This is a genomic window from Kitasatospora sp. NPDC056446, from assembly GCF_042796115.1.
Classification (GTDB): domain Bacteria; phylum Actinomycetota; class Actinomycetes; order Streptomycetales; family Streptomycetaceae; genus Kitasatospora.
This window is the reverse complement of sequence record NZ_JBHTRF010000064.1, coordinates 25,442-51,776: the sequence shown is the minus strand read 5'-3', so window position 1 is coordinate 51,776 and position 26,335 is coordinate 25,442. Positions and strand designations below refer to the sequence as shown.

Below are 26,335 nucleotides of genomic sequence, written 5' to 3'. Positions count from 1 at the left end.
GCCGGGTGCCCCGGTGGCGCCGTTCGCTGCTCCGCCGGTGGCGCCCGGTGCTCCGGTGGACCATGCGGCGACCATGCTGGCCCCGCCCGGTGGCCTGCCCGGCCTCGACGGACTGCCGGGTGCCCCGGTGGCGCCGTTCGCTGCTCCGCCGGTGGCGCCCGGTGCTCCGGTGGACCATGCGGCGACCATGCTGGCCCCGCCCGGTGGCCCGCCCGGCCTCGACGGCCTGCCGGGTGCCCCGGCGGCCGTCCAGCCCGTGGGCGGGACGCCGCAGGGCGGGCTCGGCCGTGCCCCGGCCTCGGCCCCGCCGCCGCCCCCGCCGGGCGCGCTGCGCGGCGGCCCCGCCGGTGCCCCCGCTGCCGCCCCTGGTGCCGCCCCCGGCGGGATGGGCCGTGCGCAGGCCTCGGCCCCGCCGCCGCCTCCGCCCGCCGGGCTGAAGCCCACCCCGGGCTCCGGCACGCCGGCCGGTGCTCCCGGCGCCCCCGGTGGCCGGACGGCCGGTTCGACCCCGCCGCCCCCGCCCCCGGCGGGCCTGCGCGGCGGTGACGCCCCGGCCCCCCAGGGCGCTCCGGCCGGTGGCGCGCCCTCCTCCGGGGTGGCGTACGAGGCGACCCAGCTGGCGAGCGCGATCGATCCGGCGCTGCTGGCGGCCCCGGCCGCCCCGGCGGACCCGGGCACCCCGCCGTCCGGCGGCCCCGCCGTCCCGCCGCCGCCCGGTGCCCCGGGCGCGCCCGCCGCGCCCGCCGCCGGGTACGGCTACCCGAACGCGGGCGGCGCCGGGGTCGTGCCCCCGGCGGCGGTGACCGGTCCGCCGCAGCCCGCGGCGGTGCCCCCGGGGGTGCCGGTGGTCGGCCCCGGCTACTTCGCCGCGCTCAGCTACCGGGGCCCGGACGGCTCGGAGCAGAAGCTGCTGCACCGCAGCGAGCCCGGCACCCCGCACCCGGAGTGGAAGATCCTCCAGGACCTGCGGCGGCTCAACGTGCCGCCGGAGCAGGTGCTGGAGCTGTACACCGAGCTGGAGTCCTGCGACCTGCCGGGCGGCTACTGCAACCGCATGATCGCCGCGTCCTGGCCGAACGTCCGGCTCACCCACACCGCCCCGTACGGCCGCGACCACGCGTCCCGGCAGGCCGGGATGGCCGAGCTGCTCGACCACCTGGACGAGCTGCACCAGCTGGCCTCCGGCGCCCAGCGGGTCCGCCCGCTCCGGGTGCCGCTGCCCGCGCCCGGGACGGTCCAGGCGCTGCCCCCGCTCCCGCCGCAGCAGCTCGCCCAGGAGATCGGCGCTGCGTTCGGGCAGAACCTGTTCCGCTACGAGCAGCGCGCCGTCTCCCGCCAGGGCGTGCCCGAGCCGGTGTCCCAGAGCCTGATGTGGGCCGGGCTGCCGCGCGACTTCGGGCCGTTCTTCTGGGGGCAGGGGCAGGAGGGCCGGCCGATCCCGACGCTCGCCGAGCTGGCCGCCGAGCGCGGCCTGCCGGGCGGTCCGGACTTCGGCGGCTACCTGGTCCTCGGCAACGACTACGGGCGCCAGCTGTGCGTCCAGTACGGCACGGCGAACGTGGTCGCCGTGGACATCGACGGAACCGGGCAGCCGCCCCGGTTCGTCAACACCGGTGTACCGGAGTTCGTCCGCGCGCTGGCCCTGCTGGGCCGGATGTGGCGGCTCCGGTACGGGCTGACGCCGGACCAGGCCGGTCGCTGGACGACCGACTTCCAGGCCCAGCTCGCCGTGATCGACCCGGCGGCCCTGCAGAACGCGGACACCTGGTGGGCCGTGCTGCTGGAGCAGTTCTGGGACGGTCTGCTGTAGCGGACCGTCGCGGATCCTCGCAGGTGGGGAGGGGTCGTTCCGGTGTCCGGGACGGCCCCTCCGGCATGCCGTGGTGGCTGTGCCTCGTTGGGGTTTCGCCCGGATCTGCGCAAAATAGGTCAAGAGGATGGGTCTATTCGTCCGGTCCTCGACGTATTCAGGTCCGCAGGACGACTGAATCCGGCCCCGGTCTCCGAACCGGTTCCGGATCCGACCGTTCCGTCCGATCATGGGCTCCGCAGCCCGCGAAACGAGGGGAAGAGCCCATGAGCGATGCCGTCCCCCAGTACGGCTTCACCCAGGCCCGGCGTGGTTACGCGCCCGAGCAGGTCGAGCGCGCACTCGACGCGCTCACCGTGCAGCGCGACGAGGCGTGGGAACGGTTGAGTGTCCTGGGTGCCGGGATCCGGCAGATGGAAGCCCGGCTGGCCGACATCCGCCGGGCCGCCGAGGAGGCACCGGAACCCGACTACCAGGTCCTCAGCGAGCAGGCCTCCGGACTGGCCGTGATGGCCGGGAACGAGGCGCGCGCGGTCCGGGACAAGGCCGAGCGCTTCGCCGAAGACCTGCGGGACGAGGTCTACGAAGCCGGGCAGACGCTCGACCGGGAGGCCAAGGAGTACGGCACCACCACCCGTACCGAGGCCGACGCGGCGGCCCGCCGCACCGACGAGCGCACCCGGGCCGAGGCCGAGGGCCTCCGGGCCGAGGCCGACCGGGAGAGCCGCGCCGCCCGCGACGCCGCCACCGCCTACGCCGCCAAGGTGCGGGTCGCCGCCGCCGAGACCAGCGAGCAGGGCGAGGCCGAGCTGGCCACCCGGCGCCGCAAGGCCGACGAGACCTTCGCCGAGGCCCAGGCCAAGGCCGACGCCGAGGACACCGAGGTCTCCGCGACCGCCGAGCGCCGGGTCAAGGAGGCCGAGCAGCACCGGGAGACCGTGCTGAACCGGATCAAGCAGCTGGAGACGGACGCCCAGGCCAAGGCGGACCAGCTGATCGAGCAGGCCCGCCGGGAGGCCGAGAAGGTCAACGCGGCGAGCGAGCGCGAGCAGCGCGAGTTCGACACCCGGCTGGAGACGGTGCAGCAGCACCTGGACCACATCAAGGCCACCCTGGCCTCGCTCACCGGGGCGGCGGTCGGCCAGATCGACCCCGCGGCCGCGGCGGCCCTCTCGGCCTCGGTCTCCGCCTCGGGCGCGACGCCGGCCCCGGTCGCGACGCCGACGCCGGTTCCGGTTCCGGCGGAGGCTGTCGCCGACGCGGTCACCGATGCCGTCGCCGACGTGGTGCCGGTCGACTCGGAGGCGGACACCGGAGAGATCCCGGTGGCGAGCCTTCGGAAGGCCTCGGCGCGGGTCACGGCGCCGGTGCGGGACGCGTCCGGGGCCCCGGACGGTGCGCAGGCTCCCGACGGGCCGCAGGAGGACGCTGTGGTGCCGCGGACGCCGGTGGTCGGGGGCGGCGCCGCCAGGGCCGCCGCCGAGGCCGTCGCGACCGGCCCGGTGCGGCCGGCCGCCGTCCCGCCGAAGCCCGCCTCGCCGCCGGTGGAGGCGGTCCCCGCCGGGGCCGCCGGGGGCGCGGGGGACACCGGGGACGCGGGGGACACCGGGGACGCGGGGGGCGCCGGTGCCGGGACGGAGCCGGAGGACGAGACCCGAATCGTTCCCAAGATCATCATCGTGGACGACGGCGCCGGCTACGCGACCCCCAACACCGTGAGCTACCGCCGCCGCTGACCGGCTCGAACCGCTGAGCGGCTGACCCGCTCGACCTGCTGGCCGGCTCGACCCGCTCGACCCGCGCGCGGCGGCCCTACCCGGCCGCCTCGCCCGCGAGCAGCCGGGTGAGCTTCGCGTCCTGGGCCCTGACCGCCTCCCGCTGGGCGGTCAGGGCCTCCGCGTTGCGGTCGATCAGTCGGCGCTGGTAGCCGGCCAGCACGGCGAACCAGACGCCCGCCAGGTTGCTCCGCGCGGTGCAGTCCGCGTCGGCGCGGGCGGCGGCCAGCTCGGCCGGGGTGGTCTCCGGGGCGGCCTGGTACCTCCGCGGCAGCTCCTGCGGCGCGGTGGCCGCGAACCCGGCGGCCGTCATGCAGCCGCTCCACTGCCGGGTGGCCGCCATCACCCGGGCGTCCCCGGCGGTGGCCGTCATCGACTCGTCGAAGAGCCGGTCGACCAGGTCGCCGCCCGCCGCGGGGGGCGAGCCGAGTTGCTCCGTCGCCTGCCGGTCGCAGTCCACCCGGGCGGTGTCGTACACCTCGCCGGAGCCCGCCGGGGCGGTGGCCGGCCGGGGGAGCGGCCGTTTCGGCGGGTGGAAGCCCAGCGAGGCGGCGGCCTCCGGCCCGAGGTACCCCCAGGGGCCGGCCGGCAGCGCGGTCGCGTTGTCCGGGAGCTGCGCGGACTGCAGCCCGTCCCCGTCGAACGCGGCGAATCCGGCCCGGCGCATGCACGAGACGACCAGCACATTCCGCGCCTGAATCTCCTTGACGGAACTCCGGTCGTCGGCCCGATAAGCGGAGAGGGGGAGTCCGGTCATTCCGCCCCGACCGGATTCCGGAGCGGTCGGCGTACCGATCTCCGGCGGGGCCTGACCGGATTCGACGGAAATCGTGCCGGAGTTGCCCGAACACGCCGTGGACAGCACCGAAAGAACAGCCGTGAGGGCAAAGGCGGGGAATCGTCCGAATCGGGCTGGAGATGGCAATCGTCTGCTCCGATCCTCAATCAGGGCAAGGGTGTTCGGACCCTAGCGCATGCCGTCTCCATACGTTCCGGATTCGTTCCCGGGGCCGCCTCCGGGGTTCGGCTTGGCCGGAAAACAGCTGTCCGGCGCTGCCCGCTCGTGCGAATCTCTGGAGTCGCAACCGCCACTGTTGGAGGGGTTACATGATTCGCCGCACGAATCCTCGGACCAACCTTCGGAACAGAAATGCGAAGGCCCGTCGACTGGGCGCCCCGGTTCTTCTCGCGGCGGTCGCCGCGACCCTGCTCCCGGTGTCCCTGGCCCATGCCGTGGACCGGGTCGGCTGCGGAAACCGGGACGATTTCGCGAAGGTGTACAACTACGGCTACAGCGGGCAGCTCTGCTTCGCGAACGACGGCTGGATGGCCGTGCGCGTCTACAACGTCGACCGGATCGACGCCGGCAACAACAAGGTCGTCACCTATCTGGGCGGAGGTCTGGGCTCCTGGACCGTCTTCGCCTGGGACCGCTACGACTTCAACGCCGGCCAGGGGCGCGAGGTGATGATGTACGACATCAACCTGTCCCGCTGGTAGCAGCCCCCGCCGGAAGGGCGCGCGGGCCTCGCGGGGCGCAGGAGCCGGACGGGTGCGGACGTCCGGCGGAGCGGCCGGGAGCGCGCGGGTGACGAAGGCAGGGCGCGAAGGCAGGGCGCGAAGACGGGGACCGAAGGCAGGGAACGAGGGCGGGAAACGAAGTAGGCCGAGACCCGTGGCGCCCTCCAGGAAAGGGCGCCACGGTTCCCGGCGCTTGGGCGGGCGCCCCCACCCAGGGTCGCCCGGCCTCGCACCTCCGACCCCCATCGGGGGTGCGACAGTGCCGCCACAGCCATCCCCCACGGTTGGGTGCGGCGGGCACGTTCACCATGGTGCGCGATCTCCATGGACGGCCAGTGACAGGAGTATGTCCAGTTCGTGGCGGATGGCCGTGCCCGGATCGGCGCGTCGTCCGGCTGGTTCGTCCACCGGTCGGTCCGGTGTTCCGTCCAGTGGTTCGTCCCCGGCCGTGTCCCCGCCGGCGGGGCGCCCGACGACGGAGGTTCGTCCCCGCCCGGCCCCGCCGACGCGGTACGCCGCGTGCGTGTCCGTGGCGCGGCGTAGGCTGGAGACCCCCGGCCGCTCGGCGCGCCGGGCCGTTCGCGTTGCCCCGGCGGGCCTTCGACGCCCCGGGACAGCACCAGCCACGGGACGAAGAAGAGACCCCAGATGAGCCTGACCGGACTGCTCGATGTCGTCGCGCGGGACTCGGCGCTCGCCGAGGCGATCGAGGCGGCCACCGCCACCGGAGCCGCGGCCGGAGGACGCCGCCACCTGGACCTGGTCGGACCGCCGGCCGCCCGGCCGTTCGCCATCGCCGCGCTGGCCCGGGCGCTCGCCGGGGAGGCCGCCGGGGACCGGGGCCGTCCGGTGCTCGCCGTCACCGCGACCGGCCGGGAGGCCGAGGACCTCGCCGCCTCGCTGCGCTCGCTGCTGCCCGCCGACACCGTCGCCGAGTACCCGGCCTGGGAGACCCTCCCGCACGAGCGGCTGTCGCCCCGCTCGGACACCGTCGGCCGCCGGCTCGCCGTGCTGCGCCGGATCGCGCACCCGCGGGCCGACGACCCGGCGGCCGGTCCGGTGCAGGTGATCGTCGCCCCGGTCCGCTCGGTGCTCCAGCCGCAGGTCAAGGGGCTGGCCGAGCTGGAGCCGGTGGCGGTCCGGCGGAGCGAGTCGCACGACCTGGAGGAGGTGGCCCGCCGGCTCGCCGCGGCCGCCTACGCGCGCGTCGAACTGGTCGAGAAGCGCGGCGAGTTCGCCGTCCGCGGCGGCATCCTCGACGTCTTCCCGCCGACCGAGGAGCACCCGCTGCGGGTGGAGTTCTGGGGCGACGAGGTCGAGGAGATCCGCTACTTCAAGGTCGCCGACCAGCGCTCGCTGGAGATCGCCGAACACGGTCTGTGGGCGCCGCCCTGTCGCGAGCTGCTGCTCACCGAGGAGGTGCGGGCGCGGGCCGCCGAGCTGTCCGTCGAGCACCCCGGGCTGGCCGAGATTCTCGACAAGATCGCCGAGGGCATCGCCGTCGAGGGCATGGAGTCGCTGGCACCGGTGCTGGTGGACGACATGGAACTGCTGGTCGACGTGCTGCCGCTCGGCTCCGTCACCGTGGTCTGCGACCCCGAGCGGGTCCGCACCCGGGCCGCCGACCTGGTGGCGACCAGCCAGGAGTTCCTGCACGCCTCCTGGGTCGCGGCCGCCGCGGGCGGGGACCGGCCGATCGACCTGGAGACCATCGACGTCTCCGCCGCCTCGCTGCGCTCGCTCGCCGAGGTGCGCGAGCACGCCGCCGAGATCGGGCTGCCCTGGTGGTCCGTCAGCCCGTTCGCGACCAGCGAGTCCGCCGTCGACGGACTGCTGGAGTTCGACGCCAACACGCTGACCCTCGGCATGCACGCCGTCGAGGCCTACCGGGGCGACACCGCCCGGGCGATCGCCGACGCCAAGGAGCGGCTGGCCTCCGACTGGCGGGTCGTCATGGTGACCGAGGGGCACGGCCCGGCCTCCCGGCTCGCCGAGGTCCTCGGCAACGAGGGCATCCCGGCCCGCCTGGTCGCCGACCTCGCCGAGGCGCCCACCCGGGACGTCGTCCACGTCTCCTGCGGCTCCATCGAGCACGGCTTCGTCGACGAGGCCCTGAAGCTCACGGTCATCACCGAGACCGACCTGTCCGGCCAGAAGTCCTCCACCAAGGACATGCGCCGGATGCCCTCGCGCCGCCGCAACGCCATCGACCCGCTCGCGCTCGCCGCCGGCGACTACGTCGTCCACGAGGCGCACGGCGTCGGCAAGTACGTGGAGATGGTGCAGCGCACCGTCCAGGGCGCCACCCGCGAGTACCTGGTGCTGGAGTACGCCCCGGCCAAGCGGGGCCACCCCGGCGACCGGCTGTTCGTGCCGACCGACCAGCTCGACCAGGTCACCAAGTACGTCGGCGGCGAGGCCCCGACGCTGCACCGGCTCGGCGGCGCGGACTGGGCGAAGACCAAGCAGCGGGCCAAGAAGGCGGTCAGGGAGATCGCCGCCGACCTGATCAAGCTGTACTCGGCGCGGATGGCCGCCCCCGGCCACACCTTCGGGCCGGACACCCCGTGGCAGCGCGAGCTGGAGGACGCCTTCCCGTACGCGGAGACCCCGGACCAGCTGACCACCATCGCCGAGGTCAAGTCCGACATGGAGAAGTCCGTCCCGATGGACCGGCTGATCTGCGGCGACGTCGGCTACGGCAAGACCGAGATCGCCGTCCGGGCCGCGTTCAAGGCGGTGCAGGACGGCAAGCAGGTGGCGGTGCTGGTGCCGACCACGCTGCTGGTGCAGCAGCACTTCTCCACCTTCGCCGAGCGGTACGCCAACTTCCCCGTCGTGGTGAAGGCGCTGTCCCGGTTCCAGACCGACAGCGAGGCCAAGGCCGTCCTGGAGGGGCTGTTCGAAGGCTCGGTGGACGTCGTCATCGGCACTCACCGGCTGTTCTCCTCCGAGACCAGGTTCAAGGACCTCGGCCTGGTCATCGTCGACGAGGAGCAGCGGTTCGGCGTCGAGCACAAGGAGCAGCTGAAGAAGCTGCGCGCCAACGTGGACGTGCTCACCATGTCCGCGACGCCGATCCCGCGCACCCTGGAGATGGCGGTCACCGGCATCCGCGAGATGTCCACCATCACCACCCCGCCGGAGGAGCGGCACCCGGTGCTGACCTTCGTCGGGCCCTACGACGAGAAGCAGATCTCGGCCGCGATCCGGCGTGAACTCCTGCGCGAGGGCCAGGTGTTCTACATCCACAACCGGGTGGAGTCGATCGACAAGGCCGCCGCCCGGCTGAAGGACCTGGTGCCCGAGGCGCGGATCGCCACCGCGCACGGACAGATGGGCGAGACCCAGCTGGAGAAGGTCGTCGTCGACTTCTGGGAGAAGGAGTTCGACGTCCTGGTGTCCACCACGATCGTCGAGTCCGGCATCGACATCTCCAACGCCAACACCCTGATCGTCGAGCGCGGCGACACCTTCGGCCTCTCCCAGCTGCACCAGCTGCGCGGCCGGGTCGGGCGGGGCCGCGAGCGCGGCTACGCCTACATGCTGTACCCGCCGGAGAAGCCGCTCACCGAGACCGCGCACGAACGCCTGGCCACCATCGCCCAGCACACCGAGATGGGCGCCGGCATGTACGTCGCGATGAAGGACCTGGAGATCCGCGGCGCCGGCAACCTGCTCGGCGGCGAGCAGTCCGGGCACATCGCGGGCGTCGGCTTCGACCTCTACATGCGGATGGTCGGAGAGGCGGTGGCCGAGTTCCGCGAGTCGCTCGCCAACGGCGGGGAGCCGGAGGAGGAGCCGCTGGAGGTGAAGATCGAGCTGCCCGTCGACGCGCACGTGCCGCACGACTACGCGCCCGGCGAGCGGCTGCGGCTCCAGGCGTACCGCTCGATCGCGGCGGTCAACTCGGAGGAGGACATCCAGCAGGTCCGGGACGAGCTCGTCGACCGCTACGGCAAGCTGCCCGAGCAGGTGGAGAACCTGCTGATGGTCGCGGCGCTGCGGCTGTACGCCCGGCGGTGCGGCATCTCGGACATCACGCTGCAGGGCTCCAACGTCCGCTTCGGGCCGGTGGAGCTGCGGGAGTCCCAGCAGCTGCGGCTGAACCGGCTCTACCCGCGCAGCCAGGTCAAGGCGGCGGCCCAGCAGCTGCTGGTGCCGCGCCCGAGCACCGGGCGGATCGGCGGCAAGCCGCTGGTCGGCCGGGAGCTGCTCGGCTGGTGCGGCGAGTTCCTGTCGGCCATGTTCGACGACCTGGCGGGGTCGAAGAAGTAGGCGCCGGGGCGAAGGCGTAGACGGAGGAACGACAGCCGCCCTCGGGCGGTGGACGGCGGTCTCGGGCTCTGCCCGGGGCCGCCGTTTTCGTGTGGGCGGCCCCGGGGAGCGGGTCTGGCGGCGCCGGGGCCGGGTGGGGTGTGCCGGGGCGGATGCCGGGTGGGGTGCGCCGGGGGCTGGGTGCCGGGTGCGCGCGCCCGGAGGGGTGCGGCGCCCGGTCAGCCGAGCTTCCACTGGCCGGTCTGCGGGGCGAAGCCGCTGTCGAGGCCGAACTGGGCCTTGTCGAGCTTGACGTCCTTCGGGACCTCGAAGGTGACGAAGCCGAGGGCGCTCTCGCCGGGGGCGATGTTGGCGGGGACCTGGAAGCTCGGGCCGGCCTTGGTGTCGGCGATCGTCGAGCCGTAGGCCTGGCCCTGGGCGTCCAGCACCTTGGCGCCGTTGCTCGGGGCGTCGCTGTAGGCCTTCTTGCCGCTCGCCTTGATCCGGAACTGGACCGCGACGAAGCGCTTGCCGTCGGCCGGGTGGGTGAACTCGTTGTCGCCCTCGGCGTTGTCGACCACCTTCACCAGCGTCACGTCGGCGGTGTCGGCCGGGTTGCTGCCCTTGAGCCCGATGGTGTCGCCGACCTGGGCGGCGGCCTTGGGGGCGTCGGCGGCCTTGGTCTCGGCGGGCTTGGCGGCGTCGGAGCCGCCGGTGGCCGCGGTCTGCTTCGCCTCGGTCGAGACCGAGCTGCCGGCGGTGGAGTTGCAGGCCGTCGCGGAGAGCGTGACCAGTGCGGCGCCCAGCAGCAGGGCGGCGGTGCGGCGGGTCGTGGAACGGCGGACGGCGGTGCGGCGGGCGGTCGCGGACATGGGTGTCTCCCGGTGATCGGTGGTCTTCCCCGTATCGCCCCCGTTCGGTGGCGACGGAGAGATCACACCACCCGGCCGTGAACCATGTCAACGGCAATTCACAAAAGAGCTCTGTTCACATGTGAACTCGGATCGGAGGGTGCGTCGCTATGCTGTGCGGTCACAGCGACCCGCTGAGCGGTCACAGACCCACCGAAGGAGCCCCCGTGCCGGACCGTCCCGAAGTGACCGCCGTCGAGATCGCCCGGCTGGCCGGCGTCGGCCGGGCCGCCGTCAGCAACTGGCGCCGCCGCCACCCCGACTTTCCCCGCCCGGTCGGCGGCACCGACGCCAGCCCGGCCTTCGCGCTCGCCGAGGTCGACTCCTGGCTGCGCGCCCAGGGGAAGATCGCCGAGCTCCCGCTGCTGGAGAAGGTGTGGCAGCTCGTCGAGACCCTCCGCGACCCGGCCGGCCACCCCGCCGCCCCGCTGGTCGAGGCGGGCGCCCAGCTCCTGCTGCTGCACCGTGCGCCCGAGCGCTGGGCCGAACTCGCCGACCAGCCCGACACCCGGCTCGCCCTCGCACTGCCCCGGGCCGTGGCCGACACCGCCGTGCACGCCTTCGGCCCGGACGGCGCCCGCCTCCTCGGCCTGCCGGGCCTGCTCGGCAGCACCCAGCTGGACCTCGCCCGACTGCTCGCCGCGCTCGCCGCCGACACCGGCCCGACCGGCGCGTACGAGCAACTGCTCACCCGCCACGGCGAGGCCAACGCCCGGCAGTACAGCCCCACCCCGCCCGAGGCCGCCGAACTGCTCGCCGCCGTCGCCGGGGTCCCCGCCACCGTGCTCGACCCGGCCGTCGGCCTCGGCGCCGTCCTGCTCGCCCACCCGCCGACCACCGGCCGGTACGGCCAGGACGCCGACCCGGTCGCCGCCGCCCTCGCCCAGCTGCGGCTCGCCCTGCACACCCCGGCCGACGAGCCCGGCCCGCTCCCGCTCGAACTGCGCGCCGGCGACGCCCTGCGCGCCGACGGCTACCCCCGGGACACCTTCGAGGCCGTGCTCTGCCAGCCCCCCTACAACGAACGGGACTGGGGTCACGACGAGTTGCAGTTCGACAGCCGCTGGCCCGGCGGGCTCGTCCCACCGCGCGGCGAGTCCGAACTCGCCTGGGTGCTGCACTGCCTCGCCCACACCCGTCCCGGCGGCCTCACCGCCCTGCTGCTCCCGCCGACCGTCGCCGTCCGCCGCTCCGGCCGGCGCGTCCGCGCCGAACTGCTCCGCTCCGGCGCGCTGCGCGCCGTCATCGCCCTGCCGGCCGGGGCCGCCCCGCCGTACGGCGTCCCGCTGCACCTGTGGGTGCTGCGCGCCCCCCTGCCCGGGGACGACTTCCGCCAGGTGCTGCTGCTCGACGCGGGCGCGACGCCCCCGGCCGGGGCCGCCGGGGCACCGGCCCCCGAAGGCGGCCGGGACAGGGTCGACTGGCCCGGGCTGCGCCGCACCGTCCTGGACGCCTGGCGCGGCTTCGACCTGGCCGCCCGCGAGGGCCTGCCGGTCCCCGCCGACCGCCCCGGAGTGCACCGGGCCGTGGCCGCCATCGACCTGCTCGACGACGAGACCGACCTCTCCCCGGCCCGGCACGTCCCGCCCGCCGCCCCGCTCGGCGGCGCGGCCGAACTCTCGCACCTCGGCAGCCGGTTGGCCGAACTCCTGGCCGACCTGGCCGACCCCGCCACCCTGCTGCCGCAGCCCGGCGCCGAGCCCGGCGCCGACGCGGGCGCCGCGCCGGTCGGGGTGGTCACCATCGGCGAACTGGTCCGCGCCGGCGCGCTGGAGGTGTACTCCTCCGGGACCGGCGGCGGGACCGGCGGCGGGGCCGGTGCCGGGGTGAGGGCCGGTGCGGGAACGGGCGGCACCCCGGTCGTCACCGACCAGGACCTCGCCACCGGCGCCGCGCCCAGCGCCGTCCTCGCCGTCGGGCCTGGCGCCGCCGGGGACGTCCGCACCCGGCCCGGCGACGTGCTCGTCCCCGCGCTCGGCGGCGGCACCGCCCGGGTCGTCCCCGCCGAGGGCCCGCTGGTCGGCGCCGCCCTCGGCCGCCAGCTCCACCTGCTGCGGCCCGACCGGGCCGCGCTCGACCCCGAGTTCCTGGCCGGCCAGTTCCGCTCCACGGCCGGCACCCGGCGCGCCGCCAGCCACGCCACCACCACCGCCCGCCTCGACATCCGCCGGGTCGAGCTGCCCCGACTCCCGCTGCCCGCCCAGCGCCGGCTCGGCGCGGCCTTCGCCCGGCTCGCCGCCTTCGACACCGCCCTCGGGCAGGCCGCCGCCCTCGGCCGCACCCTCGTCCAGGGCGCGACGGACGCGCTGGCGACGGGCACCCTGGCACCGCCGACGGACTGAGCTGACCCGGGCTCAGCGGCCGCCCCCGGCCGCATCGGTACCGGCCCGGAGCGAGGGCGGCGCACGGGCGGGTGCCGCCCCGGTACCGATGCGGAACCGAGCGGACGGAAGGCCTCCGGGCCGACCGGGCCGGGCGGTACGGTGTGCTGACCGTCCGCACCGCCACGGTGCCGGTCCTCACCAGCTCAGGAGCGCGCATGTCAGGGCAGTACCCCGGGCAGTTCGGACCGCCGCCCGGCGGCACGCCGTACGGGCCGGGGCCGGCACCCGGTCCGGCCCCGGTGCCCGGCCGGTTCGGGACGCCCGCGCGAGTGCTGTGCGCGCTGGCCCCGCTGGTGACCTTCGGCCTGCTCGGGGTGCTCCCGCCGCTGCTGCTGGCGGTCCGGCGCAGACGGGCGTACGACATCCTCGGCGCGGCCGTGTTCTGCGCGCTGCTGCTGGTCATGTTCGTCTCCGCGGGGATCGCGGGCACCCTCAAGAACTCGACCGCCGACATCACCGGCCAGATCACCCTGGCCGTGCTGTGGCTGGCGCCGACCGCGTACTTCCTGCTGATGGACCGCCGCGCGGTCTGGGAGGCCGGCCCGCCCAGGCCGCACAAGACCCCGCTGGCCGCCCCGCCGTACGGCCCGCCGGTCGCGGCGCCGTACGCGGCGACCGTGCCCGGGTACGGGGCCCCCGTCCCCGTCGCCGCCCCCGCTGCCACTCCCGTCGTACCCGCCGCCCCCGCTTCCCCCGCCGCTCCCGAGACCGGCCACGACCTGCGCGAGCTCGGCGAGTTGCTGCGCCGCCAGGTCCGCGAGGACCGGCGGTGACCGCCGCCCGACTCATCGCCGGCCGCTACCGGCTCACCGAGAAGATCGGCCACGGCGGCATGGGGCAGGTCTGGGCCGGCCAGGACGAGCGCCTGCACCGCCAGGTCGCGGTCAAACTGCTCCGCCCCGAGCACCTGCTCCCCGGCACAACCCGCGCCGGAACCGGACCCGGCGGCGAACGCGACCGCCACGGCGACGAGTTGAGCCGCCGCTTCCTGCGCGAGTGCCGGGTCACCGCCGTGCTCGACCACCCCGGGCTGGTCACCGTCTTCGACGCGGGCGAGGACGAGGGCGAGTTGTACCTCGTCATGCAGCGGATCCCCGGCGTCAGCCTGGCCGACCTCATCGCCGAGGACGCGCCCTTCCCCGTCGAGCGCGCGGTGGCCGTCGCCGCCCAGCTCTGCACCGCGCTCGCCGCCGTCCACGCCATCCCGGTGGTCCACCGCGACCTCAAGCCCAGCAACGTCATGGTCCGCGAGGACGGCCGCACCGTCCTGCTGGACCTCGGCATCGCCACCGCCCTCGACACCGAGACCACCCGCCTCACCCTCACCGGCGTGCCCGTCGGCAGCCCCTCCTACATGGCCCCCGAACAGGCCCTCGCCGCCACCACCGACCCGCGCAGCGACCTCTACGCGCTCGGCTGCCTGCTGCACGAGATGCTCGCCGGCGAGGAACCGTTCCGGGCCCCCACCGCGCTCGGCGTCCTGCGCCGCCACGTCGACGAACCACCCGTCCCGCTCCGGGAGTTGCGCCCCGAGGTGCCGCAGCCGCTGGAACGGCTCGTCCTCGACCTCCTCGCCAAGCAGCCCGCCGGCCGCCCCGCCGACGCCCAGACCGTGTACGCGCGGCTGCTCCCGCTGCTGCCACCGGCCCAGGGCACCCCGCAGCCCCGCTACACCCCGCTGCCCGACCCCGTACGGCCGTACCGCTTCCCGCACCAGCCCCAGCCCGGGACCGTCACGGCGGCGGCGCACCCGTCGGCGGTCCGCTCGGAACCGCGCCCCTTCCTGCGGACGCCGGTCCCGGCAGTCCCGCCGGCTCCGCCCGCGCCCGCGCCCGCGCCCGCGCCCCCGCCCCCGCTCCCCGACCTGGGCGCCGAATGCGCCCGCCTCTCCGACCTCGTGGACGCCGGCCGCCACTCCGAGATCCTCGGCCTCGCCGCCCGGCTGCTGCCCCGCGCGGAGGCCGAACTCGGCGACGCCGCACCCCTGGTGCGCACCATCCGCACCATCTACGCCCGCACCCTCCTGCACGAGGGCCACCCCGGGCAGGCCCTCCCCGAGTACCGCCGCCTCGCCGCCACCGCCGACGGCGGCCCGCACGGCCCCCAGGGCCTCGACCACCGCTACCGCGCCGCCATCTGCCTCGACCGGCTCGGCCACGGAGCCGAAGCCCTCGCCGAGTACCAGGCCCTCCTCACCGCCCACACGGCCCGCCTCGAAACCGGCCTCGACACCGACCCCGAGCGCGGCTACGACCTCCGCGAACGCATCGGCCTCCACCTCGCCGCCGCCGGCGACCCCCAGAACGCCTGGCAATGGCTGCTCCCCGTCCTCCTCGAACGCGAACGCCGCGACGGCCCCCACCACCCCACCGTCCGCCGCCTCCGCGAATCCCTCTCCACCCTCCACCCCCAAACCCCCTGGCCCCCCACCCCCCACTGACCCCGCCACCGGCACCTCTGCCACCCCTCCCCGCCCCGGACCCACCCCGGACCTCAGCTCCCGCCGGCCCCGCCCGGCCCGGCAGCGCTCCGCCCGTCACCCGCTCTCCCCCGCCTCGGCTCCTGCCGGCCTCGTTCGGCCCGGTGGTGCTTGGCCGCCGCGTGGGTGTGGGAAGTCGGCTGGTTCGACTTCCTGTGCTGCGGGTCCGCCGGTTGGGGTGGGGTTTCTGACGGGCCCCGCCCGGCTGTGCTTGGCCGCCGCCCCTCTCCACCCCGCCCCAACTCCCGCCGGCCCCGCCCGGCCCGGTGGTGCTTGGCCGCCGCGTGGGCGTGGGAGGTCGGCTGGTTCGACTTCCTGTGCTGCGGGTCCGCCGGTTGGGGTGGGGTTCCTGACGGGCCCCGCCGGGCTGTGCTTCGCCGCCACCCGCTCTCCACCTCGGACCTCGGCTCCCGCCGGCCTCGTTCGGCCCGGTGGTGCTTGGCCGCTGCGTGGGCGTGGGAGGTCGGCGGGTTCGACTTCCTGTGCCGGCGAGGGTGGGCGTTTTGGTCGGTGTCCGCCGCTGTGGTGGGTTGCCGTTCGCGCGCGGGAAATCGGCGGGGCCGACTTCGTTTGTGGATGGTTGGCGCTCAGGTGGGGGGAGTCGGCTGGGCCGACTTCCGGTGCTGCGGGCCCTGCGAGCTGGGGGTTTCGCCGGGTGGGCCCGTTCCGCTGTGACCGGCCGCCGGTGGGGGTGGCTTCCCGTGGCGCGGCCGGGGTGGGGGTCGGCGGGTAGGTTCGGGGTGTGACGACGAATGTTCCCGGCGCGAAGTTGATCCTGCTGACCACCACCCACCGGGTGGCTCCCGGGCTGCTGGCGTGGCCGGCCTGGGAGGCCTTGCGGTCGGCCGGGCGGGTGCTGGTGGGTGACGAGGGGCATCCGCAGGTGGCGGCGGTTCGGCAGGCCGGGGTGGCGGTGGAGGTGGTGGCCCCAGGGTCGGCGCCCGCGTTGGCGCGGCTGTTGACCGGGCAGCCCGCCGGGGCCGGGGCGACGGTGTGGCTGGGTGGTCCGGACGGGGATCCGGGGCTGACCGACGCGTTGGCGCGGCTCGCGGTGGAGCGGGCCGGTGAGGTGCCCGAGATCGAGGTGCTGCCGGGCTCGTACGACCTGCCGGGCTCGCGGCTGCTGGACCTGGTGACGGTGATGGACCGGCTGCGCTCGCCGGGCGGCTGCCCGTGGGACGCGGAGCAGACGCACGAGAGCCTGGTGAAGTACCTGGTCGAGGAGGCGTACGAGCTGGTCGAGGCGATCGAGGAGGGGGACCGGGGGACGCTGCGCGAGGAACTGGGCGACGTGCTGCTCCAGGTGTTCTTCCACTCCCGGATCGCCGAGGAGCACCCGACCGAGCCGTTCACCGTGGACGACGTGGCCGGTGACATCGTCGAGAAGCTGATGTACCGGCACCCGCACGTGTTCGGGGACGTCGAGGCCGAGGGCGCCGCCGAGGTGGAGGCGAACTGGGAGCAGTTGAAGGCGGCGGAGAAGGCGGACCGGGAGTCGGTGCTGGACGGTGTGCCGGCCGGGCTGCCCGCGCTGGCGTACGCGGCGAAGCTGGTGTCCCGGGTGCGCCGGGCGGGTTTCACCGAGGTGTCGGACGAGTCGTACGAGCTGCCCGCGGAGCTGACTCCGGCGTCGGCGGGCCGGCTGCTGCTGGCGGTGGCGCAGCGGGCGCACGACGCCGGGGTGGACGTGGACGCGGCGCTGCGTTCGGCCGCGCGCGGCTACCGGGACGCGGTGCGCGCGGCCGAGGGCCTCAAGCCGGACGGCGAATCCGACGGCGGACCCGACGGCGAATTCGACGACGAGCCGGACGGCGAAGCGGCCGGCGAGTAGTCGCTCAGGCCGCCGTGGCGGTGTGCGTGACCGGGCGCCGCTGCGGCGGGACGAGTTCCCCGATGGCCTCGCCGACGAGGACGACGAGTTCGGCGAGCCGCTCCAGGTCGAGGTGGGCGGGCAGGTCGGCGAGGGAGACGATCCGCTCGCCGTCCGGGCCGGCGACGGCGAAGAGGTCGATCGGGCCGAGGTGCTTCTCCGCGGTGTCGACGAGGGCGGCGACGTCGCTGGGTCGGCGGATGTCGCCGGAGACGCCGACGACGGGGCAGCCCGGCCGGTCGAGTTCGGCGGCGAGGTCCTCGGCGATGCCGACGTGCTGGTCGGCGATCAGCATTCCGGCGGTGCCGGCCGCGGCGAACCGGCGGGCGAGGTCGGCGCCCGACCCGCCGTCGAGTACCGCGATGACGACGACTGATCCGCTGACCCGCATGGTCTGCTCCTCCCTGTGGGCGGCACCGCACCGGCGCCCACGCGTACTGCGGAGGATCGTAGGCAGGTCCTGATCCTCCGCAACAGGGATTACCCCTCAGGTGACCAGGCTCACGCCCGCCGCCCGGCCAAGAGCTGTCCAAGAGCTGTCCACGGACCGTCCACGGGTCGTCCACGGAGTGTTGGCGTCCGGGTCGCACGCCGTTGACGCGGGCGGCGCGGGCCGCCGGGGGAAGGGGGCGGGTGCGCACCGGATACGGTCGAACCATGCCAGCTCAGCCCGACCCCGCGCAGCCCGCCGCCGTGCGGCCAGAAGCCCCCGCCCAGCCCGAATCCGCGCCCGACCCCGTGCCGGAAGCCGCCCGGCCCGGAGCCGAGCCCGACGGCACGCCCGGAGCCCCCGGCCGGCCCGCGGCCCCGCAGTTGTTCACCTGGGAGTTCGCCTCCGACCCGTACCCCGCCTACGCCTGGCTGCGGGAGCACTCCCCGGTGCACCGCACCACGCTGCCGAGCGGCGTCGAGGCCTGGCTGGTGACCAGGTACGCGGACGCCCGGCAGGCGCTGGCGGACGGCCGGCTGTCGAAGAACCCGGCGCACCACAGCGGGCAGGCGCACCGCACCGGCCGGGTGGGCATCCCGGGGGAGCGGCAGGCGGACCTGATGACCCACCTGCTGAACATCGATCCGCCGGACCACACCCGGCTGCGCCGGCTGGTGTCGAAGGCGTTCACGCCGCGCCGGGTGGCGGAGTTCGAGCCGCGGGTGCAGCAGCTCACGGACCGGCTGATCGACGGTTTCGCGCAGCGCGGTTCGGCGGACCTGATCCACGAGTTCGCCTTCCCGCTCCCCATCTACGCGATCTGCGACATGCTCGGCGTGCCGTCCGAGGACCAGGACGACTTCCGCGACTGGGCCGGGATGATGATCCGCCACGGCGGCGGCCAACGCGGCGGTGTGGGGCGGGCGGTGAAGCGGATGCGGGCGTACCTGCTGGAGCTGATCCACCGCAAGCGGGCGGACCTCGGGGACGACCTGATCTCGGGCCTGATCCGGGCGAGCGACCACGGCGAGCACCTGACGGAGAACGAGGCCGCGGCGATGGCCTTCATCCTCCTGTTCGCCGGTTTCGAGACAACCGTGAACCTCATCGGCAACGGTACGTACGCGCTGCTGCGCAACCCGGGGCAGCGCGGGCTGCTGCAGGAGTCGGTCGTACGCGGGGAGCGCGCGCTGCTCGATACGGGGATCGAGGAACTCCTGCGCTACGACGGGCCGGTGGAGCTGGCGACCTGGCGGTTCGCGACGCAGCCGCTGACCATCGGCGGCGTGGCGATCCCGGTCGGCGACCCGGTGTTGGTGGTGCTGGCGGCGGCGGACCGCGATCCGGCCCGGTTCGCGGACGAGAACACCTTGGACCTGGCCCGGGCGGACAATCCCCATCTGGGTTTCGGGCACGGCATCCACTACTGCATCGGTGCCCCGCTGGCCCGCCTGGAGGGGCGTGCCGCGCTGTCCACCCTGCTGTCCCGGCTGCCGGATCTGCGGCTGGCGGAAAGCCCGGAGAATCTGCGCTGGCGCGGCGGTCTGATCATGCGTGGCCTGCGGGAACTCCCGGTCGAATTCACTCCGGAGAGCCGCTCCCCGCATACGCCTCCGCATACGCTTCCGCACACCCCGTCCGCGCCCTCGACAAACTGACGCGAGCTGACGAAACGCCGACAATGCGCCGGCGACACGCCGGGCGGCGCCCTGACGAAACGTCGCCCGGCGGCCCGTGGGCGGGGGTTGAACACCCATCAATCCGGACATATAGCCGCCGTTGGTAGGCGATCGGACACGGGCCGTAATTTCTGTGTGATATCGGTGATATGAGCTTGTGATCGGTCTGATGTTCTGTCTACTCTCCCTGGAGTTCGCAGCTGCGGACCTCGTGCGCGGAACGCCGAATCCTGCCCGCCGCGCCACGGGAAACCGACCAGAACCCTGGGCAGGGGCGGGGGAACCAGGTTTGTTGCCGTTTCCCGACGGCTTGGGGTGAAGCCGCCCGAGCGGAATCGTTTCCGCGCACGGCGGCCGGGCCACCTCCCGGTCCGAACCCGACAGCTCACCTCGCAGGCGTACGGAGAGGGACCCTTCATGCTGTTCGTCGGAACCGGCCGTCACCGTCGTCGCACCCAGACCGAGAAGGCCATCGCCGTCGCCGGTGTGGCCGGCGTCGGACTCGCGATGCCGCTCCTCACCGCCACCGGCGCCTCCGCCGCCCCGGCCTCCACCTGGGACGCCGTCGCCCAGTGCGAGAGCGGCGGCAACTGGGGCATCAACACCGGCAACGGCTTCTACGGCGGCCTGCAGTTCACCTCCAGCACCTGGAAGGCGTACGGCGGCACCGCGTACGCGCCGCAGGCCAACCAGGCCAGCAAGGGGCAGCAGATCTCGGTCGCCGAGAAGGTCCTCGCCTCGCAGGGCCCGGGCGCCTGGCCCGTCTGCTCGCAGAAGGCCGGTCTGAGCAAGGGCGGTGCCCCGGCCTCCGTCGACACCTCCTCGGACGCCAAGCCGCAGTCCGCCCCCGCGCAGGCCCCCAAGCAGCAGGCCCAGAAGCCCGCCGCCCCGGCCCAGAAGCCGGTCGCCCAGAAGCCCGTGCAGAAGCCGGTCCAGAAGCCGGTGCAGCAGAGCGCCCCGCAGCAGCAGGCGCAGCCGCAGACCCCGGGCTTCTCCGGCCAGGCCGGGTGGGACGCGACCGCGAAGGTGTACTGGTACCAGAACAACGGCGCCTGGTACTGGACCAGCCACCAGAGCGTCTACCAGCAGTACGCCGGCCAGGCCGCCCAGCCGCAGTACGCCCCGCAGGCCGCGCAGCAGGCCCCGCAGGCCCCGCAGGCCGCCCCGGCGTCCGGCCACGACTACACCGTCCGGGCCGGCGACACGCTGTCGACGATCGCCGCTGCCCAGGGCGTGTCCGGCGGCTGGCACGCGCTGTACGACCAGAACCACGGCACCGTCGGCGGCGACCCGAACCTGATCATGCCCGGCCAGGTGCTGCACTTCGGCTGAGCCGAACCGCCGTGCGTGCGAAGGGGTCCGGCGCTGCCGGACCCCTTCGTCCGCATTCGCCCGCCCCGGTGGGACAAGGTGGGACAAGCAGGTGAACTACCGGTGGGTAGCCGGGCCACACGCTGAGACGGAAGCGAGGTCGACGTGGCCCCGGGAGCACGGGCGGTTAGGCTCTGGTCCGTAACGACTCCGTAATCGTCCCGCTGGCAGCACCACCGTCAGCCGGACCTGCTTCCGCAAGGAGATGCATCGTGCCGTCCATCGATGTCGTCGTAGCCCGTGAGATCCTCGACTCGCGTGGCAACCCCACGGTCGAGGTCGAGGTCGGCCTCGACGACGGCAGCACGGGTCGTGCCGCTGTCCCGTCGGGTGCCTCCACCGGTGCCTTCGAGGCCCTGGAGCTGCGCGACGGTGACAAGAACCGCTACTTCGGCAAGGGCGTCGAGAAGGCCGTCCTGGCCGTCATCGAGCAGATCGGCCCGGAGCTGGTCGGCTACGACGCCACCGAGCAGCGCCTGATCGACCAGGCCATGCTCGACCTGGACGCCACCCCGGACAAGTCCTCGCTCGGCGCCAACGCCATCCTCGGCGTCTCGCTCGCCGTCGCGCACGCCGCCTCCGAGGCCAGCGACCTGCCGCTGTTCCGCTACCTGGGCGGCCCGAACGCGCACGTCCTGCCGGTCCCGATGATGAACATCCTCAACGGCGGCTCGCACGCGGACTCCAACGTCGACATCCAGGAGTTCATGATCGCTCCGATCGGCGCGGAGTCCTTCTCCGAGGCCGTCCGCTGGGGCGTCGAGGTCTACCACACCCTCAAGGGCGTGCTGAAGGAGCGCGGCCTGTCCACCGGCCTCGGCGACGAGGGCGGCTTCGCGCCGAACCTGGACAGCAACCGCGAGGCCCTGGACCTCATCACCGAGGCCATCCAGAAGGCCGGCTACGTGCCCGGCCGCGACATCGCGCTGGCCCTGGACGTCGCCGCCTCCGAGTTCTACGAGGACGGCGCCTACCAGTTCGAGGGCAAGGCGCTCACCGCCGCCGAGCTCATCGAGTACTACGCCGACCTGGTCGCCTCGTACCCGCTGGTCTCCATCGAGGACCCGCTGGACGAGTCGGACTGGGACGGCTGGAAGGCCATGACCGTCAAGCTGGGCGACAAGGTCCAGCTGGTCGGTGACGACCTGTTCGTCACCAACCCGGTCCGCCTGGCCAAGGGCATCGACACCGGCACCGCCAACGCGCTGCTGGTGAAGGTGAACCAGATCGGCTCGCTGACCGAGACCCTGGACGCCGTCGAGCTGGCCCAGCGCAACGGCTACCGCTGCATGATGTCGCACCGCTCCGGCGAGACCGAGGACGTCACCATCGCCGACCTCGCCGTCGCCACCAACTGCGGCCAGATCAAGACGGGCGCCCCGGCCCGCTCCGAGCGCGTCGCCAAGTACAACCAGCTGCTGCGCATCGAGGAGATCCTCGACGACGCCGCCGAGTACGCCGGCCGCGGCGCCTTCCCCCGGTTCCGTTCCGCCGAGTGACGAGCAGGCCCGCTCCGCCGGGTGACCGGCACGGCCGCCCCGCCGAGTGCCGACCGGGACCGCTCCGCGGACCGGTGGGCACAGCGGGCGCGGGTGCCGGGCGTCCCCGGTAGCGCCAGCCTGACCGGTGCCCCGCCGTTCACCCCGTAGGGTGGACGGCGGGGCACCGTCGCGACCAGGAGGGGATACGGGAGATGGCAGGCTTGCGGATCCCGGGCTTGGCGGCCCGGCCTCGGTTCACGAGCCGGGCGACCGTCCTCGTCCTGGTGCTCTGCTCACTGGTGGCGATCCTCGCCTACCCGACGCGGCAGTTCATCTCCCAGCGCGCCGAGATCTCCGCCCAGCGGGCGAAGGCCGACCACGCGCGCCAGCAGGTCGAGCAGCTGCGCCGGGACAGGGCCCGCTGGCAGGACCCGGAGTACGTCAAGGCGCAGGCGCGCGCCCGGCTGCACTACGCGGTGCCGGGGGAGACCCCGTACATCGCGGTGGACCCGGCCGGCCAGGCCTCCGCCAAGCCCTCCCCGGCGGCTGCCGGTACCCCCGCGACCGGTTCGGCCACCGGTCAGGCGAAGGCGGCCAAGCCCTGGTACGCCAGCATCTGGGACTCGGTGGACGCCGCCGACAGCGCCGCGCCGCCCCCCGCCACCCCCGTTCCGCTCCCACCGTCCTCCGTTGGAGACAGCTCCCCCCATGACCACTGAGAACCACCCCGCCGTCTCCGACGCCGACGTCGCCGCCATCGCCGCCCAGCTCGGCCGGGTCCCGCGCGGCCTGCGCGGAGTCGCGCACCGCTGCCCCTGCGGCAACCCGGACGTCGTGGAGACGGCCCCCCGGCTGCCCGACGGCACGCCGTTCCCGACGCTGTACTACCTGACCTGCCCCAAGGCCGCCTCGCTGATCGGCACCCTGGAGGCGGACGGCGTGATGAAGGAGCAGTCCGCCCGGCTCGCCGAGGACCCGGAGCTGGCCGCCGCCTACCAGAAGGCGCACGAGGACTACATCGCCCGGCGGGACGCGATCGAGGTGCTGGAGGGCTTCCCGAGCGCCGGCGGCATGCCGGACCGGGTGAAGTGCCTGCACGTGCTGGTCGGCCACTCGCTGGCGGCCGGCGAGGGCGTCAACCCGCTCGGCGACGAGGCGATCGGCATGCTGGAGGACTGGTGGGCCAAGGGCCCGTGCGTCTCCCCGGCCGAGGTCGACGCCGCCGGCGGGCGGGTCGCCCGCAACCGGGCCAAGGCGCAGGACCACGACGCCGTGATCGCGGCCAAGCAGCAGAAGACCGCCGAGCGCGCGGCCAAGAAGCGTGCCGCGGACGCCGGCCAGGACCACGCGGGCCAGGGCGAGGCCGGCCAGGGCGAGGCCGGACAGGGCGAGGCCGGGCAGGAGTCGCGGTGACCATGACCCGGGTGGCCGCGATCGACTGCGGCACCAACTCGATCCGGCTGCTGGTCGCCGACCTGGACCCGGAGACCGGCGAGATCACCGACCTCGACCGCCGGATGATCGTCAACCGGCTGGGTCAGGGCGTGGACCGGACCGGCCGGCTGCACCCGGACGCGCTGGCCCGCACCTTCGCGGCCTGCCGGGAGTACCAGGAGATCATCTCCGGCTTCGGCGTCGGCCCGGAGCGGGTCCGCTTCGTCGCGACCAGCGCCTCCCGGGACGCCGAGAACAGCGACGAGTACGCCAAGGGCGTGCAGGACATCCTGGGCGTCGGGCCCGAGGTGGTCAGCGGCGAGGAGGAGGCCCGGCTGTCCTTCCTGGGCGCCACCAAGGAGCTGACCGGCGACCGGTTCCCGGCCCCGTACCTGGTGTTCGACCTGGGCGGCGGCTCGACCGAGTTCGTGCGCGGCACGGACGACGTCGAGGCGGCGCGCTCGGTGGACATCGGCTGCGTGCGGCTCACCGAGCGGCACTTCGGCGGCGCCGAACTGCCCTCCGCGGAGCAGGTCGAGGAGGCCCGGGCGCATGTGCGGGCCGAGCTGGACAAGGCCGAGGAGGCCGTCCCGCTGACCGGCGCGGCCACCCTGGTGGGCCTGGCCGGGACGGTCACCACGGTGTCCGCGATCGCCCAGGGCCTGTCGGCCTACGACTCGGAGGCGATCCACCACTCGCGGGTCAGCCGGGAGCAGGTCGCCCGGATCGCCCGCGAGCTGCTGGCCGCGACCCACGCCGAGCGCGCGGCCATCCCGTCGATGCACCCGGGCCGGGTGGACGTGATCGCGGCGGGGGCGCTGGAGCTGCTGGAGATCATGGAGCGGACCGGCGCCGCCGAGATGGTCGTGAGCGAGCACGACATCCTCGACGGCATCGCCTGGGGTATCGCCCCCTGACCTGTCGCGGGGCTTACCGAACCGGCCCCGGCACCCCTTTCGGGGAGCCGGGGCCGGGGCGCGCCCGGGCCCGTGCGGGAAAGTTCGTGAATTTCTTCACATGGCGATCCGGCCATTCGTCCTACCTGGTCGCCCGCTACGTCCGAATTGTGGGACCGAAGGTCGGTCGGCGGTGCGGCCCGCTGGATCGCAGGTCAGGGATCGTTCGAGGTTTGAAAATCGAAATCACGCGCGGGAACCCGGGCCCCGTACGGATCGTTGCTGCTCAGCAGGGTGGTGCTCCGGCGCGCGTTTCCGAGGGGGTGCGGAGGGTGGTGAGCCCCCGTGCCGGGGCCGGTTTTGCGGCCGCGCAGTGTAGCACGGGGTGTCCATGAGCTTGTGACCGGGCTCACGAAGGCTGCTCCGAACGGTGCTGGATACTTTCGGATATGAGCACCACGGAGCGTCCTCGCATCCTCATTGTCGGCGGTGGTTACGTCGGCCTGTATGCCGCGATGCGCATCCTCAAGAAGATGCGCTACGGCGAAGCGACCGTCACGGTCGTGGACCCGCGGTCGTACATGACGTACCTGCCCTTCCTCCCCGAGGCGGCCGGCGGCAACGTCGCGCCCCGCAACCTCGTCGCGCCGCTGCGCAGCGCCCTCAAGCAGGCGGAGGTGCTGACCGGGTCCGTCACCGGCGTCGACCACGCCCGTAAGGTCGCCACCATCCAGCCGGCGGCCGGCGACAGCTACGAGCTGCCCTTCGAGTACCTGGTCGTCGCGACCGGCTCGGTCTCCCGCACCTTCCCGATCCCGGGTCTGGCGGAGAACGGCATCGGCATGAAGACGGTCGAGGAGGCCATCGGCCTCCGCAACCACGTCATGGCCCAGCTCGACAAGGCCGAGTCCACCGCGGACGAGGAGGTCCGCCGCAAGGCGCTGACCTTCGTCGTCATCGGCGGCGGCTTCGCCGGCATCGAGACGATCGCCGAGATCGAGGACATGGCGCGCGACGCGTCGAAGCTGTACCGGACCGTCAGCCGCGAGGACATGCGCTTCGTGGTCGTCGAGGCCGCCAACCGGATCCTCCCCGAGATGGGCCCGGACCTCGGTCTGTGGACCAAGGAGAAGCTGGAAGAGCGCAACATCGAGGTCTACATCGAGACCTCGATGGACTCCTGCGTCGACGGCCACGTCATGCTGAAGAACGGCATGGAGATGGACGCCTCCACCATCGTGTGGACGGCCGGCGTGAAGCCCAACCCGGTGCTGGCCGAGTTCGGCCTGCCGCTGGGCCCGCGCGGCCACGTCGACACCGCGCCGACCCTCCAGGTCCAGGGCCTCGACTACGTCTGGGCCGCCGGCGACAACGCCCAGGTCCCGGACCTCGCCTCGGGCGAGGGCGCCTGGTGCCCGCCGAACGCGCAGCACGCCTGCCGTCAGGCCGTCGTCCTCGGCGACAACGTGATCTCCGGCATGCGCGGCTTCCCGCAGAAGGAGTACAAGCACAAGAACCTGGGTGCGGTCGCCGGTCTGGGCCTGCACAAGGGCGTGGCGATCCTCTTCGGCAAGTACAAGCTGAAGGGCCGTCCGGCCTGGTGGTTCCACCGCCTGTACCACGGTGCGATGGTGCCGACCTTCAACCGCAAGGTCCGCGTCTTCACCGACTGGACGCTCGCGATGTTCCTCAAGCGCGAGATGGTCGGCCTCGCCCAGATGGAGAAGCCGCAGCTGCCCATCCAGGAGGTCACTCCGCCCACCAAGCCCGTCGAGGCCGCCAAGCCGGTCGCCGACAAGGCACTCGCCAGCAAGTAAGCGACTGAGACCCCGGTGTGGGAGCGCCGGGGTATGAGTCGGAGGCCCTCCGCCCGGCAGCGTTGCCGGACCACGACCTCCGTGGTGCTCAGCCGGCCGTGCGACCGGGCGGAGTACAGCAGTAGCAGAGCCCCTGCCGAAGTACCGGCAGGGGCTCTCCTGTTGCCCGACCCGTACGCCCGGTCCGTACGCCCGGGGCGGGCGCACGGACCGGGTGCGG

Annotated in this window: 17 protein-coding genes, 1 pseudogene and 1 riboswitch; of the genes and pseudogenes, 15 read left to right on the top strand and 3 right to left on the bottom strand. The window is 74.2% G+C overall.

The features are described 5' to 3' along the window. Together ACFQ6N_RS30345 and ACFQ6N_RS30340 are read left to right on the top strand one after the other, a co-directional pair. A partial coding sequence (locus tag ACFQ6N_RS30345) for an SUKH-4 family immunity protein (RefSeq protein WP_380655851.1) occupies positions 1–1,810 on the top strand: 1,810 nt, incomplete at its 5' end. A gap of 266 nt (positions 1,811–2,076) precedes the next feature. Then, positions 2,077–3,546, top strand: coding sequence for a hypothetical protein (locus ACFQ6N_RS30340; RefSeq protein ID WP_380655848.1), 1,470 nt, complete (start codon positions 2,077–2,079; stop codon positions 3,544–3,546). Positions 3,547–3,622: 76 nt separating this feature from the next. Here ACFQ6N_RS30340 and ACFQ6N_RS30335 read toward each other — a convergent pair whose 3' ends face one another. Beyond that, on the bottom strand, positions 3,623–4,270 hold the full coding sequence (locus ACFQ6N_RS30335; RefSeq protein WP_380655845.1) for a hypothetical protein: 648 nt from the start codon (positions 4,268–4,270) through the stop codon (positions 3,623–3,625). Positions 4,271–4,800: 530 nt separating this feature from the next. Between ACFQ6N_RS30335 and ACFQ6N_RS30330 the strand changes: the two genes are divergently transcribed. Together ACFQ6N_RS30330 and mfd are read left to right on the top strand one after the other, a co-directional pair. Then, positions 4,801–5,085 (top strand): beta/gamma crystallin domain-containing protein, encoded by a 285-nt coding sequence (locus ACFQ6N_RS30330; protein ID WP_380655842.1) that lies wholly within the window; start codon positions 4,801–4,803, stop codon positions 5,083–5,085. A 669-nt stretch (positions 5,086–5,754) separates the two neighbouring features. Further along, complete coding sequence (gene mfd, locus ACFQ6N_RS30325; protein WP_380655840.1) at positions 5,755–9,384, top strand: transcription-repair coupling factor; 3,630 nt, start codon at positions 5,755–5,757, stop codon at positions 9,382–9,384. A 218-nt stretch (positions 9,385–9,602) separates the two neighbouring features. Here the strand turns inward: mfd and ACFQ6N_RS30320 are convergent, their stop codons facing one another. Beyond that, positions 9,603–10,235: a DUF4352 domain-containing protein gene (locus ACFQ6N_RS30320; RefSeq protein ID WP_380655838.1), complete on the bottom strand. Its 633-nt coding sequence runs from the start codon at positions 10,233–10,235 to the stop codon at positions 9,603–9,605. 206 nt (positions 10,236–10,441) lie between these two features. On the opposite strand from ACFQ6N_RS30320, the gene ACFQ6N_RS30315 reads away from it, so the two are divergent. The 4 genes from ACFQ6N_RS30315 (at position 10,442) to ACFQ6N_RS30300 (ending at position 16,968) form a co-directional block, all read left to right on the top strand. Beyond that, positions 10,442–12,616 carry an N-6 DNA methylase gene (locus tag ACFQ6N_RS30315; protein ID WP_380655835.1) on the top strand — a complete coding sequence of 725 codons (2,175 nt, stop codon included), beginning with the start codon at positions 10,442–10,444 and terminating at the stop codon, positions 12,614–12,616. A 197-nt stretch (positions 12,617–12,813) separates the two neighbouring features. Next, the gene (locus tag ACFQ6N_RS30310; protein WP_380655833.1) at positions 12,814–13,431 is read left to right on the top strand and encodes a hypothetical protein; all 618 of its coding nucleotides are present in this window, start codon (positions 12,814–12,816) and stop codon (positions 13,429–13,431) included. Next, complete coding sequence (locus ACFQ6N_RS30305; protein ID WP_380655831.1) at positions 13,428–15,098, top strand: protein kinase; 1,671 nt, start codon at positions 13,428–13,430, stop codon at positions 15,096–15,098. Before ACFQ6N_RS30310 ends, ACFQ6N_RS30305 begins: the two co-directional genes overlap by 4 nt. A gap of 781 nt (positions 15,099–15,879) precedes the next feature. Continuing rightward, a complete protein-coding gene (locus tag ACFQ6N_RS30300) occupies positions 15,880–16,968 on the top strand; it encodes a MazG family protein (RefSeq protein WP_380655829.1) in 1,089 nt (362 codons plus the stop codon). A gap of 4 nt (positions 16,969–16,972) precedes the next feature. Here ACFQ6N_RS30300 and ACFQ6N_RS30295 read toward each other — a convergent pair whose 3' ends face one another. After that, positions 16,973–17,398, bottom strand: coding sequence for an SDR family NAD(P)-dependent oxidoreductase (locus ACFQ6N_RS30295; RefSeq protein ID WP_380655826.1), 426 nt, complete (start codon positions 17,396–17,398; stop codon positions 16,973–16,975). A gap of 266 nt (positions 17,399–17,664) precedes the next feature. Between ACFQ6N_RS30295 and ACFQ6N_RS30290 the strand changes: the two genes are divergently transcribed. From ACFQ6N_RS30290 to ACFQ6N_RS30260, 7 genes and pseudogenes are all read left to right on the top strand, one after another. Continuing rightward, positions 17,665–19,095, top strand: coding sequence for a cytochrome P450 (locus ACFQ6N_RS30290; protein ID WP_380655825.1), 1,431 nt, complete (start codon positions 17,665–17,667; stop codon positions 19,093–19,095). 265 nt (positions 19,096–19,360) lie between these two features. After that, positions 19,361–19,529: riboswitch (cyclic di-AMP (ydaO/yuaA leader) on the top strand. A gap of 4 nt (positions 19,530–19,533) precedes the next feature. Beyond that, a complete protein-coding gene (locus tag ACFQ6N_RS30285; protein WP_380655823.1) occupies positions 19,534–20,448 on the top strand; it encodes a transglycosylase family protein in 915 nt (304 codons plus the stop codon). Between the two features lie 251 nt (positions 20,449–20,699). Further along, the gene (gene eno / locus ACFQ6N_RS30280) at positions 20,700–21,986 is read left to right on the top strand and encodes a phosphopyruvate hydratase (RefSeq protein ID WP_380655821.1); all 1,287 of its coding nucleotides are present in this window, start codon (positions 20,700–20,702) and stop codon (positions 21,984–21,986) included. A gap of 194 nt (positions 21,987–22,180) precedes the next feature. Beyond that, positions 22,181–22,687 carry a septum formation initiator family protein gene (locus tag ACFQ6N_RS30275; RefSeq protein ID WP_380655818.1) on the top strand — a complete coding sequence of 169 codons (507 nt, stop codon included), beginning with the start codon at positions 22,181–22,183 and terminating at the stop codon, positions 22,685–22,687. Then, positions 22,659–23,192: pseudogene (locus ACFQ6N_RS30270) on the top strand (DUF501 domain-containing protein); the annotation flags it as partial. The gene ACFQ6N_RS30275 and the pseudogene ACFQ6N_RS30270, both read left to right, overlap by 29 nt. Before the next feature lie 191 nt (positions 23,193–23,383). Then, positions 23,384–24,319: an exopolyphosphatase gene (locus tag ACFQ6N_RS30265; RefSeq protein WP_380655853.1), complete on the top strand. Its 936-nt coding sequence runs from the start codon at positions 23,384–23,386 to the stop codon at positions 24,317–24,319. 428 nt (positions 24,320–24,747) lie between these two features. After that, a complete protein-coding gene (locus ACFQ6N_RS30260) occupies positions 24,748–26,115 on the top strand; it encodes an NAD(P)/FAD-dependent oxidoreductase (RefSeq protein ID WP_380655816.1) in 1,368 nt (455 codons plus the stop codon). Positions 26,116–26,335: the final 220 nt, after the last annotated feature.

What these genes read in the sequence shown, in the direction of transcription:
- ACFQ6N_RS30290 (WP_380655825.1), top strand. Translation starts at nt 17,665, where the DNA reads ATGCCAGCTCAGCCCGACCCCGCGCAGCCCGCCGCCGTGCGGCCAGAA.
- ACFQ6N_RS30260 (WP_380655816.1), top strand. Translation starts at nt 24,748, where the DNA reads ATGAGCACCACGGAGCGTCCTCGCATCCTCATTGTCGGCGGTGGTTAC.
- ACFQ6N_RS30265 (WP_380655853.1), top strand. Translation starts at nt 23,384, where the DNA reads ATGACCCGGGTGGCCGCGATCGACTGCGGCACCAACTCGATCCGGCTG.
- ACFQ6N_RS30275 (WP_380655818.1), top strand. Translation starts at nt 22,181, where the DNA reads ATGGCAGGCTTGCGGATCCCGGGCTTGGCGGCCCGGCCTCGGTTCACG.
- ACFQ6N_RS30285 (WP_380655823.1), top strand. Translation starts at nt 19,534, where the DNA reads ATGCTGTTCGTCGGAACCGGCCGTCACCGTCGTCGCACCCAGACCGAG.
- ACFQ6N_RS30295 (WP_380655826.1), bottom strand. Translation starts at nt 17,398, where the DNA reads ATGCGGGTCAGCGGATCAGTCGTCGTCATCGCGGTACTCGACGGCGGG.
- ACFQ6N_RS30340 (WP_380655848.1), top strand. Translation starts at nt 2,077, where the DNA reads ATGAGCGATGCCGTCCCCCAGTACGGCTTCACCCAGGCCCGGCGTGGT.
- ACFQ6N_RS30310 (WP_380655833.1), top strand. Translation starts at nt 12,814, where the DNA reads ATGTCAGGGCAGTACCCCGGGCAGTTCGGACCGCCGCCCGGCGGCACG.
- mfd (WP_380655840.1), top strand. Translation starts at nt 5,755, where the DNA reads ATGAGCCTGACCGGACTGCTCGATGTCGTCGCGCGGGACTCGGCGCTC.
- ACFQ6N_RS30320 (WP_380655838.1), bottom strand. Translation starts at nt 10,235, where the DNA reads ATGTCCGCGACCGCCCGCCGCACCGCCGTCCGCCGTTCCACGACCCGC.